General features: G+C 55.6%; 14 protein-coding genes and 3 pseudogenes. 12 read left to right on the forward strand and 5 right to left on the reverse strand.

Annotation, left to right across the window (positions count from 1 at the left end; all coding sequences use genetic code 11):
- Positions 1-850: 850 nt before the first annotated feature.
- The 5 genes from MHK04_RS11870 to MHK04_RS11890 all read left to right on the forward strand — a co-directional run bounded on the left by MHK04_RS11870 (position 851) and on the right by MHK04_RS11890 (position 5257).
- Positions 851-2092: a C-terminal helicase domain-containing protein gene (locus MHK04_RS11870; protein WP_239208961.1), complete on the forward strand. Its 1242-nt coding sequence runs from the start codon at positions 851-853 to the stop codon at positions 2090-2092.
- Positions 2093-2169: 77 nt separating this feature from the next.
- Complete coding sequence (locus MHK04_RS11875) at positions 2170-2436, forward strand: ribbon-helix-helix protein, CopG family (protein ID WP_239208960.1); 267 nt, start codon at positions 2170-2172, stop codon at positions 2434-2436.
- Between the two features lie 129 nt (positions 2437-2565).
- Positions 2566-3156, forward strand: a complete 591-nt coding sequence (locus MHK04_RS11880) for an AAA family ATPase (protein WP_239227081.1) — start codon at positions 2566-2568, stop codon at positions 3154-3156.
- The gene (locus tag MHK04_RS11885) at positions 3153-3419 is read left to right on the forward strand and encodes a hypothetical protein (protein ID WP_239208976.1); all 267 of its coding nucleotides are present in this window, start codon (positions 3153-3155) and stop codon (positions 3417-3419) included. Before MHK04_RS11880 ends, MHK04_RS11885 begins: the two co-directional genes overlap by 4 nt.
- 389 nt (positions 3420-3808) lie before the next feature.
- Positions 3809-5257, forward strand: a complete 1449-nt coding sequence (locus tag MHK04_RS11890) for a replication initiation protein (protein ID WP_239208974.1) — start codon at positions 3809-3811, stop codon at positions 5255-5257.
- A 144-nt stretch (positions 5258-5401) separates the two neighbouring features.
- Here the strand turns inward: MHK04_RS11890 and MHK04_RS11895 are convergent, their stop codons facing one another.
- Complete coding sequence (locus tag MHK04_RS11895) at positions 5402-5701, reverse strand: hypothetical protein (protein ID WP_239208972.1); 300 nt, start codon at positions 5699-5701, stop codon at positions 5402-5404.
- A 925-nt stretch (positions 5702-6626) separates the two neighbouring features.
- Between MHK04_RS11895 and MHK04_RS12310 the strand changes: the two are divergent.
- Both MHK04_RS12310 and MHK04_RS12370 read left to right on the forward strand, forming a co-directional pair.
- Positions 6627-7247: pseudogene (locus MHK04_RS12310) on the forward strand (recombinase family protein); the annotation flags it as partial.
- Positions 7248-7340: 93 nt separating this feature from the next.
- Complete coding sequence (locus MHK04_RS12370) at positions 7341-7445, forward strand: helix-turn-helix domain-containing protein (protein ID WP_441303156.1); 105 nt, start codon at positions 7341-7343, stop codon at positions 7443-7445.
- Here the strand turns inward: MHK04_RS12370 and MHK04_RS11910 are convergent.
- The 4 genes and pseudogenes from MHK04_RS11910 to arcD form a co-directional block, all read right to left on the reverse strand.
- The gene (locus tag MHK04_RS11910) at positions 7442-7603 is read right to left on the reverse strand and encodes a hypothetical protein (protein WP_239208984.1); all 162 of its coding nucleotides are present in this window, start codon (positions 7601-7603) and stop codon (positions 7442-7444) included. The two genes, MHK04_RS12370 and MHK04_RS11910, sit on opposite strands and share 4 nt — an antisense overlap.
- A 36-nt stretch (positions 7604-7639) precedes the next feature.
- Positions 7640-7708: pseudogene (locus tag MHK04_RS12320) on the reverse strand (ribbon-helix-helix protein, CopG family); the annotation flags it as partial.
- A gap of 422 nt (positions 7709-8130) precedes the next feature.
- A complete protein-coding gene (arcA, locus tag MHK04_RS11920; protein WP_239208970.1) occupies positions 8131-9378 on the reverse strand; it encodes an arginine deiminase in 1248 nt (415 codons plus the stop codon).
- 72 nt (positions 9379-9450) lie between these two features.
- Complete coding sequence (gene arcD, locus MHK04_RS11925; protein WP_239208968.1) at positions 9451-10947, reverse strand: arginine-ornithine antiporter; 1497 nt, start codon at positions 10945-10947, stop codon at positions 9451-9453.
- A gap of 546 nt (positions 10948-11493) precedes the next feature.
- Between arcD and argS the strand changes: the two genes are divergently transcribed.
- From argS to MHK04_RS11950, 5 genes and pseudogenes are all read left to right on the forward strand, one after another.
- Positions 11494-13140, forward strand: a complete 1647-nt coding sequence (gene argS / locus MHK04_RS11930; RefSeq protein WP_239208966.1) for an arginine--tRNA ligase — start codon at positions 11494-11496, stop codon at positions 13138-13140.
- A gap of 14 nt (positions 13141-13154) precedes the next feature.
- Positions 13155-13622: pseudogene (locus MHK04_RS11935) on the forward strand (arginine repressor); the annotation flags it as partial.
- A 397-nt stretch (positions 13623-14019) separates the two neighbouring features.
- Entirely contained in the window at positions 14020-14157 is a 138-nt protein-coding gene (locus tag MHK04_RS11940) for a hypothetical protein (protein WP_239208963.1), read from the forward strand.
- Complete coding sequence (locus MHK04_RS11945; RefSeq protein WP_239208962.1) at positions 14157-14750, forward strand: recombinase family protein; 594 nt, start codon at positions 14157-14159, stop codon at positions 14748-14750. Before MHK04_RS11940 ends, MHK04_RS11945 begins: the two co-directional genes overlap by 1 nt.
- Before the next feature lie 787 nt (positions 14751-15537).
- Entirely contained in the window at positions 15538-15744 is a 207-nt protein-coding gene (locus MHK04_RS11950) for a hypothetical protein (RefSeq protein WP_208937158.1), read from the forward strand.
- Positions 15745-15850 lie beyond the last annotated feature (106 nt).

Consider the following 15850-nt stretch of genomic DNA (forward strand, 5'->3'; position numbering starts at 1 on the left):
ATTCTGCTCGATTAAGGCGGCTTTTCTCTCCCTTACACATGTGTGGCAAGCAAACCCCTGCGTCTGACGACTCCGGGGCGGCCGCGTTGCGGCCGGCTTGCCAGGGAGGGCGCTACGCCCCTCCCCGGACCCCTCCGGGTGTGAACGTAACGGTGTTAAAAACCCGTTACGTTCACGGTTACGAGCACCAGGAGCCGAAGGACTGGTGCCACGGTGAGGGGTTTGCCACGTGAACTTTTACACGCGGCCCATCAGGGCCGCTTTTACGTCTCGTGGCGAAGAGCATAAGACTAATCCGACCACCTTCAGGTGGGCGGATTAGTGACAGCGGGTCACCGCTGTCAGTTCTGTCGGCTATGCCGACTGTCACCCCCTCCTCGGAGGGGGTGACACCACAACTCCTTATGCTCTTTTTGCTGATTTTGCTGCTTGCAGCTACATCCGTATTTTTCTAGGCGAAAACATATAGTGACCTGGGGGTTTCAATGCAGCATTGGAGTGGTTTTTACTCCAATTTCAATGGATCATATGATCCATTGGCTTAAACCCCCAGGTCACAGAGGTGTTAATACCCTCATTGATTTCAGCGAGTGACGCAATGAGGTTATATGGGCATGTCTTCTTCTCCAGGACCATAAGCACCGCGTTGCCTATCGCGTTCTTGTGCGTAGTACGTGAGGGGGTTTGTGCCGTCGTGAACGAAGTTCACGACGGAGCCGACGAGCCGTAACCACGGTATTCACATTAGTCACATTATGACCTAAGCCACTAAATTTCCGCCTAAGAGTTCAGACGGATTTTAATCCTGAAAACGACCCCACACGTTTCCTAACGCGCGCGGTCGGTGGGCTTGTCTGATGGACTGAAAGCCGATGTCGGTGATGTCATCCTGACTCGTCGCAACGATGCAAAGTTGGTGACCAGCAACGGCGATGTCGTCCGCAATGGTCAACGCTGGGTCGTTGATTCCATCGGGAAAGACGGTTCCATTACGGCCCGACGGTGTGATGATGATTTAGCCACTGTGACACTAAACCGCGACTACCTCGATAAACATGCCCAACTGGGCTATGTCGCTACTGGTCATAGTTCCCAAGGCGCGACCGTCGATGTCGCCCGTGTGGTGGCAGGGGTTGGCAACCTGGACAAGGCCAGTGTCTATGTGCCGATGACTCGTGGGCGTGAGGGCAACTTCCTCTATATCGCTGAGACCCAGCCAGGGGACACCGAGACCGGACATGGCCAGGTCGGCCAGATTATCCGTCGTGAGTCTGCCGAATATGCCCGCGACCTGCTGGTGTCCGCAGGAATGCGCGAGCAAGGCGATAAGACACCCCAGGCGCTGTTTGGGCAAGCCAAGCAGGATTGGGAGCTGACCAAACTCGTCAACCAGCCTTCCCAAACGGACACCGATAACCCGTTTGTCGGCACCGAAATGGGTGAGTACATGCGCAGCTTTGCCGCTAAACGCGAAGCGCGCTTTGCTGACTTCCATGCCCGTGCCCAGGCCAACAACGCCGACGAGGTGCCCGAACCGGAATCAGACAACGAGCATAGCGCTACACCGTCCAATGATGCCGTGGAGAGTATCGATGCCGAGATAGAACGGGTAAACAATCAGCTTGAGACGCTGCGCGGTGAGTACGACCAGGCTAACCAGCAGGTTAAACAGCTCGGACAGCAGTATTCCAAGCAAGATGCTGTAGTGCGCGAGTTCGAGGACACGAAGAACTCGAGGGGCTTTTTCGGCAGGCTACGCCACGGCAACAATGACCAGGCCCTCCTAGACGAAGCAATCAACGTGCGCGACAAGGTAGCTGCATCCTATGACCAGGCCGTGGATTATCGTGACAGCTTTACTGTTCCGATTCGCCAGCTTGAGACCGAGCTAGACGAACTGCGCTCCCAACGCAGCGACGAGCAGGGGCTACAGAACTCCCTGGACTTCCTCGACTCACTCGGTATTAGTTCCACGGCAGATGAAGCAATGGTGGCCCGTATCCGCCAGCAAGCCGCCGCAGATAGCGACTACGACAACGACCAAGACAACTGGCTCGATGACACCCCGGAGAACGACAGCCCGGAACTGTAGAAAATTTCGCTCGCCCTTGTGGACTCCGGACATATGGTAAACAATGTTTACGATAGGCAGGGGAAGGACTTACGTCAATGGTTCAAGGACCTCACCCCTCCGGGCGCGTGGTATCTGTACGCATGCCAGAGGACATCATTGAACGCCTAGACGCACTGTGTGCTCGCACCGGACGCAGTCGTGGTTTCTACCTCAAGATGGCAGTGACTGCGATGCTGCCCCAATTGGAGGAATACCACTGGGAACACGTCGCTGCGGACTTCGAAGAAAAGAGCATTGAAAACGAGTTTTACCGCATCATGCTTGCTGGACTTTCTGCCGAGTCTGACGATAAAGAAAAATAAAAGCGCTATCTGCCTGCGATTTTACCTCTACAGATACCTGTAAAAATGTATTACTGTAAACCTGTAAAGCAGTATTTACTTAAACCTGTAAAGTGGTAGGGGCAGTGATTTATCCACCTAGGAGAAGCCATGATCATTACCGCCATTAACGCCAAAGGTGGCGTTGGGAAGACCACCACAACGATGTTTCTTGCCACGGTTTTCGCCCACCGAGGAAAGACCGTGACTGTGACAGACCTAGACCGGCAGGGCTCGGCACTGGAATGGTCTGAGCGCGCAGAGGATGGAGGAAGCCCCTTGCCGTTTGAGGTAGAACTCTCCATCCCTAAGCGCGTCGATAGGCAAGCAGCGCTCGTCGGAGACGATGAGTTCATGTTCATCGACGTGCCGCCAGGAGACGAGAACGCTATCGAAGCAGCAATCGCAGTCAGCGACTTCATCATTCTTCCGACCCGTTCTGCTGCAGCCGACCTCTCCCGAGTATGGGAGCTGCGCGACGCAGTCAACGGAACACCACATGCAGTCTTACTGACGTTCGCCAGGAAAGGCACCAGCGCCCTTGACGCGGCACGAGAAGCGCTCGAAGCAGAACACATGCCGCACTTTAAAACCGAAATCCCGCTACGCGAAGATATGCACCTAGCGTTCGGATACTGCCCAGGCCCCGACATGCACGGCTACGACCACGTCGCCGACGAACTCATGGAGATGATGAAATGAGCACCAGCAAAGAACGCGCCAGGGCGCAGCAAGGCCCGCGAACCTCAACGAAAAAAGCCGCGAAGCTAACCCCAGCAGTCGAGAAGAAAACAGTGCGAAGCGCATTCCACCAACCCACAGGCCGCGACTACGTCAAGAAGATGACCATTGAAATCGACCGCGACCTTCACGCAGAACTCAAAGTCATCGCCGCCCAAAAAGGTGTGACCATCCGCGAGATTGTCAGCACCTACCTCGAAGAATACGTCCACAACAATAAATAAAGGTTTACAGCAATACATGAATACAGGTTTATGGCACCTGTATTCCTGTATTGATGTATCCCTGTTGCTCTGGATAATTCGCCACCGTATGCGTAAATTTGCGCACGCGTGAGGGTAAATCAGCGCAGTCTGAACTGGGAAAAGTCCGCGTATTGGTAAATATGCGCAGACAGCCCTGTGCAGCTGAAACGCGGTTACGTATGTCTTGCCATATGTCTAGCCATACGTAACCGCAGGTAAAAGGTATATTTTTCGCGTGTCATGGCTAGTAAATAACACCGGTGTCATTTAGAGTCGGTGAAAGACAGTGAAAAACGAAGAAAGCCACCGGGCGGCAACCCGATGACTTTCGCTTATCACCCAGCACATCTCTGGGAGAAAGCACAGCCATGAGTTTACAGGCTTACGCGCAGAACGCGCATATTAAAACACCGACCCGTGTCGAGCCAGACCGCGGCGGGCTGGATAACACCCCAGCATCTGCCAGTGACCGCGACCTTTTACGCGAGCATCTAGGCCGCGATGTACTTCACGGTTCAGTCACACGAGACTTTAAAAAGGCCTATCGACGCAACGCTGACGGTACGAATTCGCCGCGTATGTATCGCTTCGAGACTGATGCTTTAGGACGGTGCGAGTACGCCATGCTCACCACCAAGCAGTACGCTGCCGTCCTAGTCGTAGACGTTGATCAAGTAGGTACCGCAGGCGGTGACCCCGCAGACTTAAACCCGTACGTTCGCGACGTGGTGCGCTCATTGATTACTCATAGCGTCGGGCCGGCCTGGGTGGGTATTAACCCAACTAACGGCAAAGCCCAGTTCATTTGGCTGATTGACCCCGTATACGCCGACCATGAGGGCAAATCTGCGCAGATGAAGTTGCTGGCTGCGACTACGCGCGTACTGGGTGAGCTTTTAGACCATGACCCGCACTTTGCCCATCGCTTTAGCCGAAACCCGTTCTACACAGGCAAGGCCCCTACCGCTTATCGTTGGTATAGGCAGCACAACCGGGTGATGCGTCTTGGAGACTTGATAAAGCAGGTGAGGGATATGGCAGGGCAAGACCAGTTCAACCCCGCCCCACGTCAGCAGTTTAGCTCTGGCCGAGAACTCATTAACGCGGTCAAGACCCGCCGCGAGGAAGCCCAGGCGTTCAAAGCGCTTGCCCAGGACATAGACGCGGAAATCGCCGGTGGACTCGACCAGTACGACCCGGAACTTATCGACGGTGTGCGTGTGCTCTGGATTGCCCAAGGCACCGCAGCACGCGACGAAACAGCCTTTAGGCATGCGCTTAAGACGGGACACCGTTTGCGCCAGCAAGGCCAACGCCTGACAGACGCAGCAATCATCGACGCCTATGAGCACGCCTACAACGTCGCGCACACACACGGCGGTGCAGGCCGCGACAACGAGATGCCGCCGATGCGCGACCGTCAAACCATGGCTAGGCGTGTGCGCGGGTATGTCACCCAGTCCAAGAGCGAGGCCTACAGCTGCTCTAGCGCACCCGGTAAAGCCACCAGTAGTGAGCGTAAAGCACTAGCCACCATGGGGCGTAGGGGCGGCAAGAAATCAGCAGAGCGCTGGAAAACAGACCCTGAGGGTAAATATGCGCAAGAACAACGAGAAGCTTTAGTAGCAGCAAATAAGCGCCGGTCTGTTCAAGGCCAAAGCACTCGTGGACGCGTTTTGTCTATCTATGCTCAGACTCTTTTTGATACCGGAAGTGCCCCGACCGCACGGCAAATAGCCGAGGAAATTGGATGCGAACGAAGCACTGTAGCTCGGCATATTTCTGCCCTAAAGAAAGCTGGTCTGATACAGCCTTAGGGTGTGAATGCCGTAAGCAATATACGGTTCCCCTGCCGCTAGGCAGTTATATAAAACCTCACTTGAAGAAAACCTTGAGGGAGCAGGGCAGCTTATATGCTTTTAACATGACTTCCTCTGCTCTCCTAGACCGTGCAATGTGAACTAATTACTCTGCATAAGCCAGGCTTTTAGTTCCTCCTCTGCGCGCTTACAACCACCTGGGTAGTTTTCGTTCAGCTCGTCAGCCACGGAGTCAAAGATTTTCTTAGCGATAGCCTCAGCATGGTCAGGTTGAAGCTGCCCTCTTAAATCATTTAAGGGGGCAGAGAGAGTGGCATAAGGGCTGGGGCGTAAATAATAAGACCGCATGTCAGCGGCATATATTCGAGGAGTTGTCCCCAAAAACTGAGATTCAAGGACGACGTTTCCGAACACTAATGACGAGAGGTTTTTCTCTTCCATAGTCAGCAGTTTACGGAAAATAAGGTGTGTTAACTGCCGGCTTATTCGACTTGGTTACACCCCATTGCGACAGTTCGACCGCGACACATGACGTCGGCATTCCCTGGGGTTTTCTTGCGGCGAAATCTCCTCGTCGAAATATTTTCCAATACATCGACCCTAATGCGACATATTCTTTGCGGCCTGTTTGCCTAGAGTGCGAATTAAATCGGTAAATGTGCGCACTCGTATTGGTAAATATGCGCAGGCGTGATGGTAAATCAGCGCACGCTTTTTCTGTGTAACGGTAAATCAGCGCACGCTTGTGGGTAAATATGCGCAGGATGAGCTGGGGAAATTGTCTTGTGGGTAAATATGCGCACGGAAAAGTGAGGGGGTGGTAAATCTGCGCAGACTGATTTGGGCATAAAGAAAGCGCCCTGCGTGGGGGCGCTTAATGACTGGTGTGGTTAGTCGAGTTGGGGCTTTGGTGGGCGCTGTCGGATGGAGGTGGCTGTCTTGGTGACGGTGACGCCGGTGGTATCGGCGGTAATGCCGGCGTTAGGCCAAACACTCAGAATGTCGTGGATAGACTTCTTTATTTCTCGGCGGTACTCAACTCACGAACTTGCGGTACTCGACTCACCAACTCGATGTAGCATCAAGTAAATAAACCTATTGCGACGCATGCGGAGGTCTAGTTTTGTCTCAGCGGCTAGGGACTTTGCTTGAGGTCAGTGGTCGGCCGAAGCAGATTGTGGAGATTGTGTGGCTCGGCTCGAAGCAGGCTCGTATCCGTGAGTCGTACTACATGCCTGGCGACACTAAATATGTCGAGACGAAAGTGCCGCGTGATCGGGTAATCGAGGATGGTGGCGAGGCCTACCGCAGGCAGGGAAAGTCCAAGTGTGCGACGTACCTTGATCTGATGGGGGAGCCGTCTGCGATGGTTAAGGTTGTTCGCGCCTACAGGCGAAAGTCGGTAGTCCGATTCTTCGAGGGCGAGCAGCGCTTCCCGGAGACTGGCGGTTGGGGAAGAGAAGAAGATGTAGAAACCCGCAACCTGCTTTGGGACGCCGGTAAGTCGTGGGGAAAGCGCCCATCGAAACTTGTCGAGCAGGAAGAGAAAGCAGCGGCGCGCGCTAGTTCCGAAGCGACGCCTGCGTTTACCGAACCGAGCAGGGAGGCACCACAGTCTTCGGTCACTGTTTCCTATATGCGTGTTTCTAGCCAGGGGCAACGCCTCGACCGTCAGGCCGAGGAAATCTACCGGGAAGTAGGCACACCGGATAAAGAATTCACGGACAAGGTATCGGCGGCAGGTCACGCTGATCGTCCGGGACTTGATGCTTGCCTGGACTATCTCCGGGCGGGTGATGTTCTCGTTGTGGCAAGTATCGACCGGCTTGCCCGGTCGATGGTGGATCTGCGTCGCATTGTTGATGCGGTTGTCGATAAAAGCGCATAGGTGCGGTTTGTTAAAGAGTCGCTGGTGTTTGGGGCAGGGAGTGATCCGCGCTCTGATCTGATGCTTGGCATCCTTGGCTCGCTGGCTGAATTCGAGCGGGCCATTATTCGTGAGCGCCAGGCGGAGGGGATCGCCGCGGCGAAAAAGCGCGGCGTTTACAAGGGGCGGAAACCCTCCCTGAGCCGCTCGCAGATTGACCAAGCGCGGCAACTTAAAAGCGAGGGTGTTGCCGTGACAGAAATCGCGCGACGGTTAGGTGTGCACCGCTCGACGATCTACCGGGCGTTGGCCGACTAGTCCTTGTTGTCGCGCTCTCGATCTTCTTGGAGCGACTGCTCCATAAAACCGAGCGTGATTTCCTCGAACGCATCTTTGATAGCGAGACGCTCGTAGTTGGCAGCGACTTGTTCCCAGTGAACCGTTTCGAGATGTGGAAGTGCGGCCCATAGCGCCATGCGGAGATAGGTGCCTCGGCTTCGCCTAGTGCGTGCGGCGAGTGCGTCGAGGCGTTCGGCTAACTCGGGTTCAACGCGAACGGAGATCACCGGCCCGCGTCCCACCCAGTGTTTCTGTTTACGCGTAGCTATGACTTCACTCCTTGCCTGACGTGACCTTCGCGGTAGTCCGTAAACGATGTTTACATAATGTTTTGAGCACGTCGAGCCGCTCGTTGATTTTCAGCAGCCGAGCGTTCGCGCCATTCTGTAAACACTGTTTACAGAATGAAACACTGTTTACAGAATGGCGTCAGAAGCACAGGGCAGTTTTCGCGTGTGGTCTCCCGCCCTTTTGTAAAACTTGTTTACACATGGTGCCGGGGTGGCGCTGGCGCGAAAGGCTTCGCCTTCCTTGCCCTCTGATTTCTATCGCCTCTACCGCCAACCTCGGACGCCATACCCGCGCCCGAGGTTCCGTGAAGCGATCCCGCATCCCACCGTAACCCTGTCCGTAGACAGAAAAAGTAGATCCTTGGGACGGTCTTTTAGTATTCGACCGGGTCACGCAGGATTGGGCAGGTCATGCAGTGACCACCACCGCGGCCTCGCCCGAGTTCGGCAGAGCCGATCTCGATGACCTCGACACCAGCATCGCGCAAGAGTTTGTTGGTGTGGAGGTTGCGATCGTAGCCAATGACCACACCCGGCTCGAGGGCGACGACGTTATTCGCGTCATCCCACTGCTCGCGCTCGGCGGCATAAGAGTTGCCACCCGTCGGGATAACCTTCAGTTCTTTGAGGTTAAGGGCCTTGGCAACGACGTCGTTCCAGTGATCGGACTCGGCGGTGACATCGAGCTCGCTACTATCACCCGGCCGGACGGTGATCGGTTGAATGGTGTCCACCACGTCTTTGAATACGGTGATCTTGTCCATGTCAAGGAAGCTGAATACAGTGTCGAGGTGCATGGATGCGCGATTCGGTGCCATGCCGGCGACGAGAACACGCTCAGCTGCGCCCTTCTCGAATAGGTTCTTCGACAGCTGGGAGATAGCCGGCCACGAGGAACGCTCGCCCATGCCGACTAGGACAGTGCCGTTACCGACAGGCATGATGTCGCCGCCCTCGAGGGTGGCCAGGCCGTGAGCTTTGTCGGAACCTCCGTACCAAATTTCGAAATCGGCCACAGCGAAGTCTGGGTGGAAACGGTAAATAGCCTCTTCCAACATAGTTTCCTGTTGGCGAGCAGGCCAGAACATCGGGTTCAAAGTGACGCCGCCGAAGATCCAGGCGGATGTGTCGCGGGTGAACTGCGTGTTGGGTAGCGGGTTGGTGAGGAACTGGGAGCCACTGTGGGCTTTCGCAAGCGCCGAGGTGACCGCGCCATCGAAATCGGACGGGATGTCTTGGAAAGCGATACCACCGATGAGAAACTTGGCCAGCTGGATGCTGTCCATCTCGGACAACCAAGCGCGCAGCTCTCCGTCGACACCTGCGCCGACTAGGTTGGCGGACATCTTGCGCTCGAGGATCCACTCGCGAGCCTCGGGTACGGCCACGGTTTCCTCGAGAAGCTTATGAAGTTCGAGGACGTTTACGCCGCGGTCGCGCATCTGCTGCTGGAAGTTGCGGTGGTCTTCGCGGGCCTTCTCCACCCAGAGGACGTCGTCGAACAACAGGGAAGCCGAGTTAGTTGGCGTGAGCCTCTCGTGGGCGAGGCCCGGTTCGCACACCATGACGGTGCGCAGCTTGCCAACCTCAGACCAGGCACCAACGGAGAACTTTTCAGACATTGTTATTCCTTTCAAATGTGGACCGTGCGGGGTGGTTCGGGTTTCGTTCAGGTTCCGCGCGGTAAGAGTGGGTTAGAGCAGGGAGATGGCGCCGTTTGATAGGCCATAGACTGCGTAGGCGGCTCCAAGAACGAGGACTGCCAGGATAATGTACTCGAAGGGTTTGAGGTACGGGCGTTGGCCGTTTTCTTTCTTCGCCCAGATGTAGACAATGATGCCGGGCAAATAGAGCAGGGTTGCCAGTGCCAAATTGCCAAGACCTGCCGCGTAGATGAGCCAGAAACCGTAGAGCGTGGCGATGATCGAGACCGTCAGGTCCTTGGCGCGGCCCCGCGCCATGTCACCGGTGTAAGTCTCACCCCGGCTGGTGACGAGAAGGGCGTAGAGCGCCGACAGGAGGTAAGGAACCAGGATCAGTGCTGCCGAGAAAGTGGCCATCACGTAGTACACATTTGAGGACAGCATTGTTGCCAGCAAGACAACCTGGGTCACGATGTTGGTAACTAACAGGGCGTTCGCGGGGGCATCGTTCTCGTTGAGCCGGCCGAAAAAGGATGGCATCGTCCCGTCGGTTCCTGGGATTTGCATTGTCTCACCGCAGAGTAGAATCCAGGCGAGCAGAGCGCCGAGTACCGAGATGATTACGGCAATGCTGACGAACCAGACACCCCAGGGGCCGACGATCTCGGCGAGTACGTCACCCATGGAGGCATCGGGAAGTTCTGCGATTTCTGCGCGCTGCATGATGCCGAGCGACAGCAAATTGACTAGGACAAGCACGGCGAGGACGAATATGAAGCCAACGATTGTGGCGGTACCGACGTCCTTGCGATTACGGGCGCGCTTGGAGTAAATGGAGGCACCCTCGATGCCGATGAAGACCCATACCGTGACGAGCATCATGTTCCTCGTTTGGTCGACGATGCTACCCAGGCCGGACTGCTCTCCCCAGAAGTCGAAGACGAACAGGTCGTAGTGGAACCCAAAAGCGGCGATGGCGATGAAGGCGAAGATCGGGACGATCTTGGCGATAGTGGTAATGGTATTGACCAGCGTCGCGGTCTGTATACCTTTGATGATAAGCAAGTGGGTCAGCCACAGCAGAACCGAAGCGACGATGATGGCGGGCAGAGTGTTTCCACCCTCGAAAATGGGGAGAAATTTGCCAATGGTCGACATCAGCAGCACGAGGTAACCGACGTTGCCGATCAGGGCGGATAGCCAGTAACCCCACGCTGAGTTGAATCCCATGTAATCGCCAAAACCGGCTCGGGCGTAGGCGTATACGCCGTTGTCGAGCTCAGGTTTGCGGTTAGCAAGAAGCTGGTAGACGAAGGCGAGACAGATCATGCCGATGCCGGTGATGATCCAGCCGATGATGATCGGGCCAGCGGCGGCAGAGGCCGCAATGTTTTGTGGTAGCGAAAAGACGCCACCGCCAATCATGGACCCTACAACGAGGCCGATCAGGGCGAGCAGGGAGAGCTTGCCGCTGTCGGGACCAGTGTCCCCGGCAGCACCGGGTGAGGCGCCTTCGGTACCCGGGGCATCCACTTTGGATGATGGCATGGGAATCCTTTCCAAGAAGGCTTGCCACTTACATCGCCCGCTCCACGGATCCATACATCGGCCATCACGCTTTTATGCGTTCGGTGCAAGTTAAATTTTCTGACATCACGAATGTTACATGCACTGAGTGAGTCTCGCACCGCTGTTGTTCTTGGATATCTCTCTAGCTACAGCTTTCGCAGCAATGAGTAAATGCAACCGTAAATATTCACCGAAGTATGAAAGTGAGTGTATATTTTTGGTCTCAATAGTCCGCGCCGACCATGACTGTCGGCTTGGGGGATTGCATTTTATTGAAGTTATCCAATCATTGGGCAACTAAGGTGCGATAGTTCACAGCTCGCCCTGTCGGCAATCTCTTCTACCCGCGTGTGGGGGTGAAGGGGATGCTCCGCGACTGTTTGCATAAGGTGCAACCCCTTCGCGGCTTGGCGAGCCTCTTGGGGTAGGTGAAGGGAGGTGCTTCCGCGACTACCCGAAGCTAGGCTACGTAAAATATTAAGTTCCCTCACTTAAATGCGGAAGGGCGGATGCTAGCATGACGGCATGACCCCTAACCAGTTGAGCAGTTTCGTTTATTCGAGCGCGCAAGATGTCTTTACGCAGCATAACTTGGATAATCTGCTCATTCCGGCGGAACCCGTTATCGAACGTCCGAAAAATCCAGACCACGGGGATTACGCCACCAACCTTGCCCTGCAGCTTGGGAATCGCACTGGTGTAGCTCCCCGCGATCTCGCGCAGTGGCTGGCGGACTCCCTCAACCATCACCCGGAGATCGCCGAAGCCTCAGTCGCCGGTCCGGGGTTCATCAACATACGTTTGTCTTCTGCGGCGCAGGGTAGTTTGATCAGCGATGTCATCGTTTCCGGTGACTCTTACGGCGATAGTGACACCTATTCTGGTATTACGGTCAATCTTGAGTTCGTCTCTGCAAACCCGACTGGCCCGATTCACATTGGTGGCACCCGCTGGGCCGCAGTGGGCGACTCCCTCGGACGTGTCTTAGAGGCTAACGGTGCTGAAGTCACCCGTGAGTACTACTTCAATGATCACGGTGAGCAGATCGATCGTTTCGCCCGTTCACTACTCGCTGCCGCAAAAGGTGAGCCCACCCCGGAGGATGGTTACGGAGGTGAGTACATAAACGACATCGCTGGTGAGATTCTCGCACACTATCCGAATGCGCTGGGGAAGAGCGACGCGCAGGAGTTCTTCCGTTCTCACGGTGTAGATATGATGTTCGAACACATCAAGAAGTCGTTACACGATTTTGGTACAGACTTCGATGTCTATTTCCACGAGAACTCGTTGTTCGAGTCCGGGGCGGTGGAACGCTCTATTGAAAAGTTGAAACAGAATGGCTACTTCTACGAGCAGGACGGTGCCTGGTGGCTGAAGTCCACCGATTTCGGGGACGATCGCGATCGTGTAGTGATTAAGTCTGATGGTAATGCCGCCTACATCGCCGGGGATATCGCCTACATTGAAGACAAGATTGGCCGTGGCCACGATCTGTGCATTTACATGCTGGGTGCGGATCACCACGGCTACGTTTCTCGCCTGAAGGCCGCCGCCGGTGCGTTAGGTTATGACCCTGACACCATCGAAGTGCTCATTGGCCAGATGGTCAATCTGCTTAAAGATGGTCAGGCTGTGCGCATGTCTAAGCGTGCGGGCACTGTAATTACCCTCGACGATCTCGTTGATGCCGTCGGTGTCGACGGAGCGCGCTACGCTCTTGTCCGCTCGTCCACCGATACCACGCTGGACATTGACATCGCGGTATGGGCATCCAAGTCAAATGATAACCCGATCTATTATGTCCAGTATGCGTACACGCGCCTGAACTCTCTTAAGGAGAAGGCCGCCAGACTCGGTGTGAGCTTCGAGGGGGCGGACTACTCCCTGCTTAGCACTGAGCTTGATGGCGAGTTGATCCGCACCATCGCCGAGTTTCCGAAGGTGAACAAGGCTGCCGCGGCGTTACGAGAGCCGCACCGCGTAGCTCGTTACTGTGAGGAACTAGCTGGTGTGATCCACCGCTTCTATGCCCACAACCCGATCTTGCCCAAGGCGGGCGGGGAAGAACAGCCGATCCACAAAGCGCGTCTCGGTCTAGTTGAGGCCGCGTGGCTGACTCTGTCTAAGGGGTTGCACCTGTGCGGCGTGAGCGCGCCGGATCATATGTAGGAGATCGGACGCCGATGAACGAAGACATCACACGCCCAATCCGGCACTACCGCATCACGGCGATCCTCAACCGTAAGCGCGTCAACAGTCAGAATCAGCTCATGTCTTTGTTGGAGAAAGAGGGCATCTCGGTCACCCAGGCGACGCTGTCGCGTGACCTCAACGAATTAGGCGCGAAAAAGATGCGTCCACTCGAGGGGCCCGCGTATTACGTGGTCGGTGATGTCCACCCAGCTGGGTTGTCCGCCGACCCGGGGCCGCGGGGCCGGCTGCGGCGTCTCTTGAAGACTATTGCTGTGTCGATGGTGGAGACCGATGCCGGTGTCTTTATCCGTACCCCACCGGGGGGCGCTCAGTACCTCGCTTCCGTCATTGACCTGTCGGGGCAGCCAGAAATCCTGGGTTCTATTGCCGGTGACGACACAATCTTGGTTTTTGCGAAGAAGCCATTCACCATCAGTGAGTTGCTCCTGCTGCTCACCGAACTGGCCGGATTTACCAACGGGCAGAACCCTGTGCGCCCAGACGACTTGCTAGACGAAGGGCGCGCGTCTTCCCCCGCCACACCAACCGATAAGACCCCCTCTTCGCCTTCAGCCGAATAGCGACGCGTGGACCCCTTGGTTTTTGTTGCCAGGGGATACCCTATTGTTACGCCGGTCCGCGGCAGGATGTTTCCTGTAAAATAGGGCCGTTCCTAGCATTGTTTTACACATGTCTAGCGGGGTCTAGCCCTTATATTTACAGAAAGTGGTGAGTGTGGTGTTATCGTCTGACGGTTTCCATATTGAAAGTCATATTGACTCTGTGCCCGCGTTGGCGCGGGTGAAAGATCTGCATGGTGGGTTGTCGTCGGGGCAGCAGGCGTTGGGCAGGATTGTGCAATCCTTGCTTGCTGACGCTGATGGTCTCGACGGTATTCAGCTGTGCGCTCTCTCGGATGCAATCGAGTCGTATCGTGATGCGGTCATAGAACAAGAGACTGTTTCCTTTGATCCCTCGCGGGGCGAAGACTAATGGCCAATGACTCCGGTTCGCGTGCTCAGCGGGTGGGCTATATCCGGGTTTCCACCGTGGAGCAAAATAATCAGCGCCAGAAAGAACTACTCAATGCTTCCGGCAGGATTGACCGGTTCTTTGAAGATAAGATTTCCGGCCGCACTAAGACTGAGCGCCCTGGACTTAGGGAGTGTATGGCCTATGTGCGCGACGGTGACGAACTCGTCGTGTCGTCGATTGACCGTCTCGCCCGATCGCTAACGGATCTGCGCGGTATTGTTGATGAACTTACCGGCAAGGGTGTGACTGTTACTTTTCTGCATGAGAATCTCGCGTTTGCGAAAGACACCACAGATCCGCGTGCAGATCTTATGCTCGGCATTCTCGGTAGCTTCGCGGAGTTTGAACGGGCCATCATTCGGGAGCGCCAGGCGGAAGGGATTGCGTTGGCGAAAAAGGCTGGCAAGTACAAAGGCCGCAAACCCGCCCTAAGCCCAGACCAAGTAGCGGAGATTAAGCAGCGCGTATTAGCAGGGGAGTCGAAAGCAGCCTTGGCGCGAGAGTTTAGGGTGACTCGCCCTACGGTGTATCGGGCGTTGAAAAACGCCTAGAACGACGCAGTCGTGAGGGTAACTATGCGCACCCGTCAGTCCCGCCATATGGCGGGACATATGTTAAACCATATGCTTTAGCATATGTCCGATGTTGTGTAGTTCTACCTGCTCTTTCGTGCGTCTAGCTAGGGCGTTGAGTAAAGCAATTGACGGACTTGAGTGCGGCTACGAGTGACTCTATGTGCGTTTCCCCTTATGGGCAGCTTCTACAAGGGAGGGGTGGAATCATGCTTCTAGGTCTCGTCAGGGGTGGCTGCTAGCGTTAGTGCTGGTTCACAATCACGCCCCGCCACCTGTGGTGGGGTGTGGGCGTGACTTCCTCGTCGGTGCGCGGTGTGGCCCGCGCGTGACGTGGGCTGTCCCGCGCGCCCTTTTTCAGGCGAGTGGACAACCCTACGACGCAAGGGGAGGTAGACAATGGGTAAGCACTCATTGGATACACCCGGTCGCAAAAGAAAAGACCTTGACGCCACGAAGCTTAAGCGGCTCGATGTGGCAATCAAGGTCATAACACTTGCGACCGTAACAGTGAAGCTCATTGCGGTGATGCTTCACGTGGGTCTTTAGGCCCGAGGGTCTCAACCGAGTACCAGTCGGTTGGGGCCCTTTTTATTGTGCAGCCGCAATTCAAAGGTGAACTGTGCTGTCGTATTTTAGGCTAATGCGCGCGCGGGGGTTTCGCAATACTCCCACACTAAGCCCGTAGACCCGTTTCCTACTACAGGCGGAAAGCTGTGCAGCCGCGTACCGTGTGGGAAAAGATAACTTAGTTCATCGCACAAGAATGAATTACGGTGCCGGTGCTCGCTACGAAGAAGCGAGCACCGAGCAGGCAACTGATCACGTAATCAACTTGGTTAATGAACATTGCCAGGACGTTGAATTAAGCCGCCCAGTGCTTACCGTTCCTCCGGCCGATGACACGCGGATAAGCACCGACGAAACAGACGAAATCGATTACAACTCCACCCGTATGATTCTGCTCGATTAAGGCGGCTTTTCTCTCCCTTACACATGTGTGGCAAGCAAACCCCTGCGTCTGACGACTCCGGGGCGGCCGCGTTGCGGCCGGCTTGCCAGGGAGGGCGCTACGCCCC

Origin of the sequence: Corynebacterium nasorum, assembly GCF_022345765.1 — a bacterium.
GTDB lineage: Bacteria > Actinomycetota > Actinomycetes > Mycobacteriales > Mycobacteriaceae > Corynebacterium > Corynebacterium kefirresidentii.

What these genes read in the sequence shown, in the direction of transcription:
- MHK04_RS11875 (WP_239208960.1), top strand. Translation starts at nt 2,170, where the DNA reads ATGGTTCAAGGACCTCACCCCTCCGGGCGCGTGGTATCTGTACGCATG.
- MHK04_RS11880 (WP_239227081.1), top strand. Translation starts at nt 2,566, where the DNA reads ATGATCATTACCGCCATTAACGCCAAAGGTGGCGTTGGGAAGACCACC.
- MHK04_RS11885 (WP_239208976.1), top strand. Translation starts at nt 3,153, where the DNA reads ATGAGCACCAGCAAAGAACGCGCCAGGGCGCAGCAAGGCCCGCGAACC.
- MHK04_RS11890 (WP_239208974.1), top strand. Translation starts at nt 3,809, where the DNA reads ATGAGTTTACAGGCTTACGCGCAGAACGCGCATATTAAAACACCGACC.
- MHK04_RS11895 (WP_239208972.1), bottom strand. Translation starts at nt 5,701, where the DNA reads ATGGAAGAGAAAAACCTCTCGTCATTAGTGTTCGGAAACGTCGTCCTT.
- MHK04_RS11910 (WP_239208984.1), bottom strand. Translation starts at nt 7,603, where the DNA reads ATGGCGCTATGGGCCGCACTTCCACATCTCGAAACGGTTCACTGGGAA.
- arcA (WP_239208970.1), bottom strand. Translation starts at nt 9,378, where the DNA reads ATGTCTGAAAAGTTCTCCGTTGGTGCCTGGTCTGAGGTTGGCAAGCTG.
- arcD (WP_239208968.1), bottom strand. Translation starts at nt 10,947, where the DNA reads ATGCCATCATCCAAAGTGGATGCCCCGGGTACCGAAGGCGCCTCACCC.
- argS (WP_239208966.1), top strand. Translation starts at nt 11,494, where the DNA reads ATGACCCCTAACCAGTTGAGCAGTTTCGTTTATTCGAGCGCGCAAGAT.
- MHK04_RS11945 (WP_239208962.1), top strand. Translation starts at nt 14,157, where the DNA reads ATGGCCAATGACTCCGGTTCGCGTGCTCAGCGGGTGGGCTATATCCGG.
- MHK04_RS11950 (WP_208937158.1), top strand. Translation starts at nt 15,538, where the DNA reads ATGAATTACGGTGCCGGTGCTCGCTACGAAGAAGCGAGCACCGAGCAG.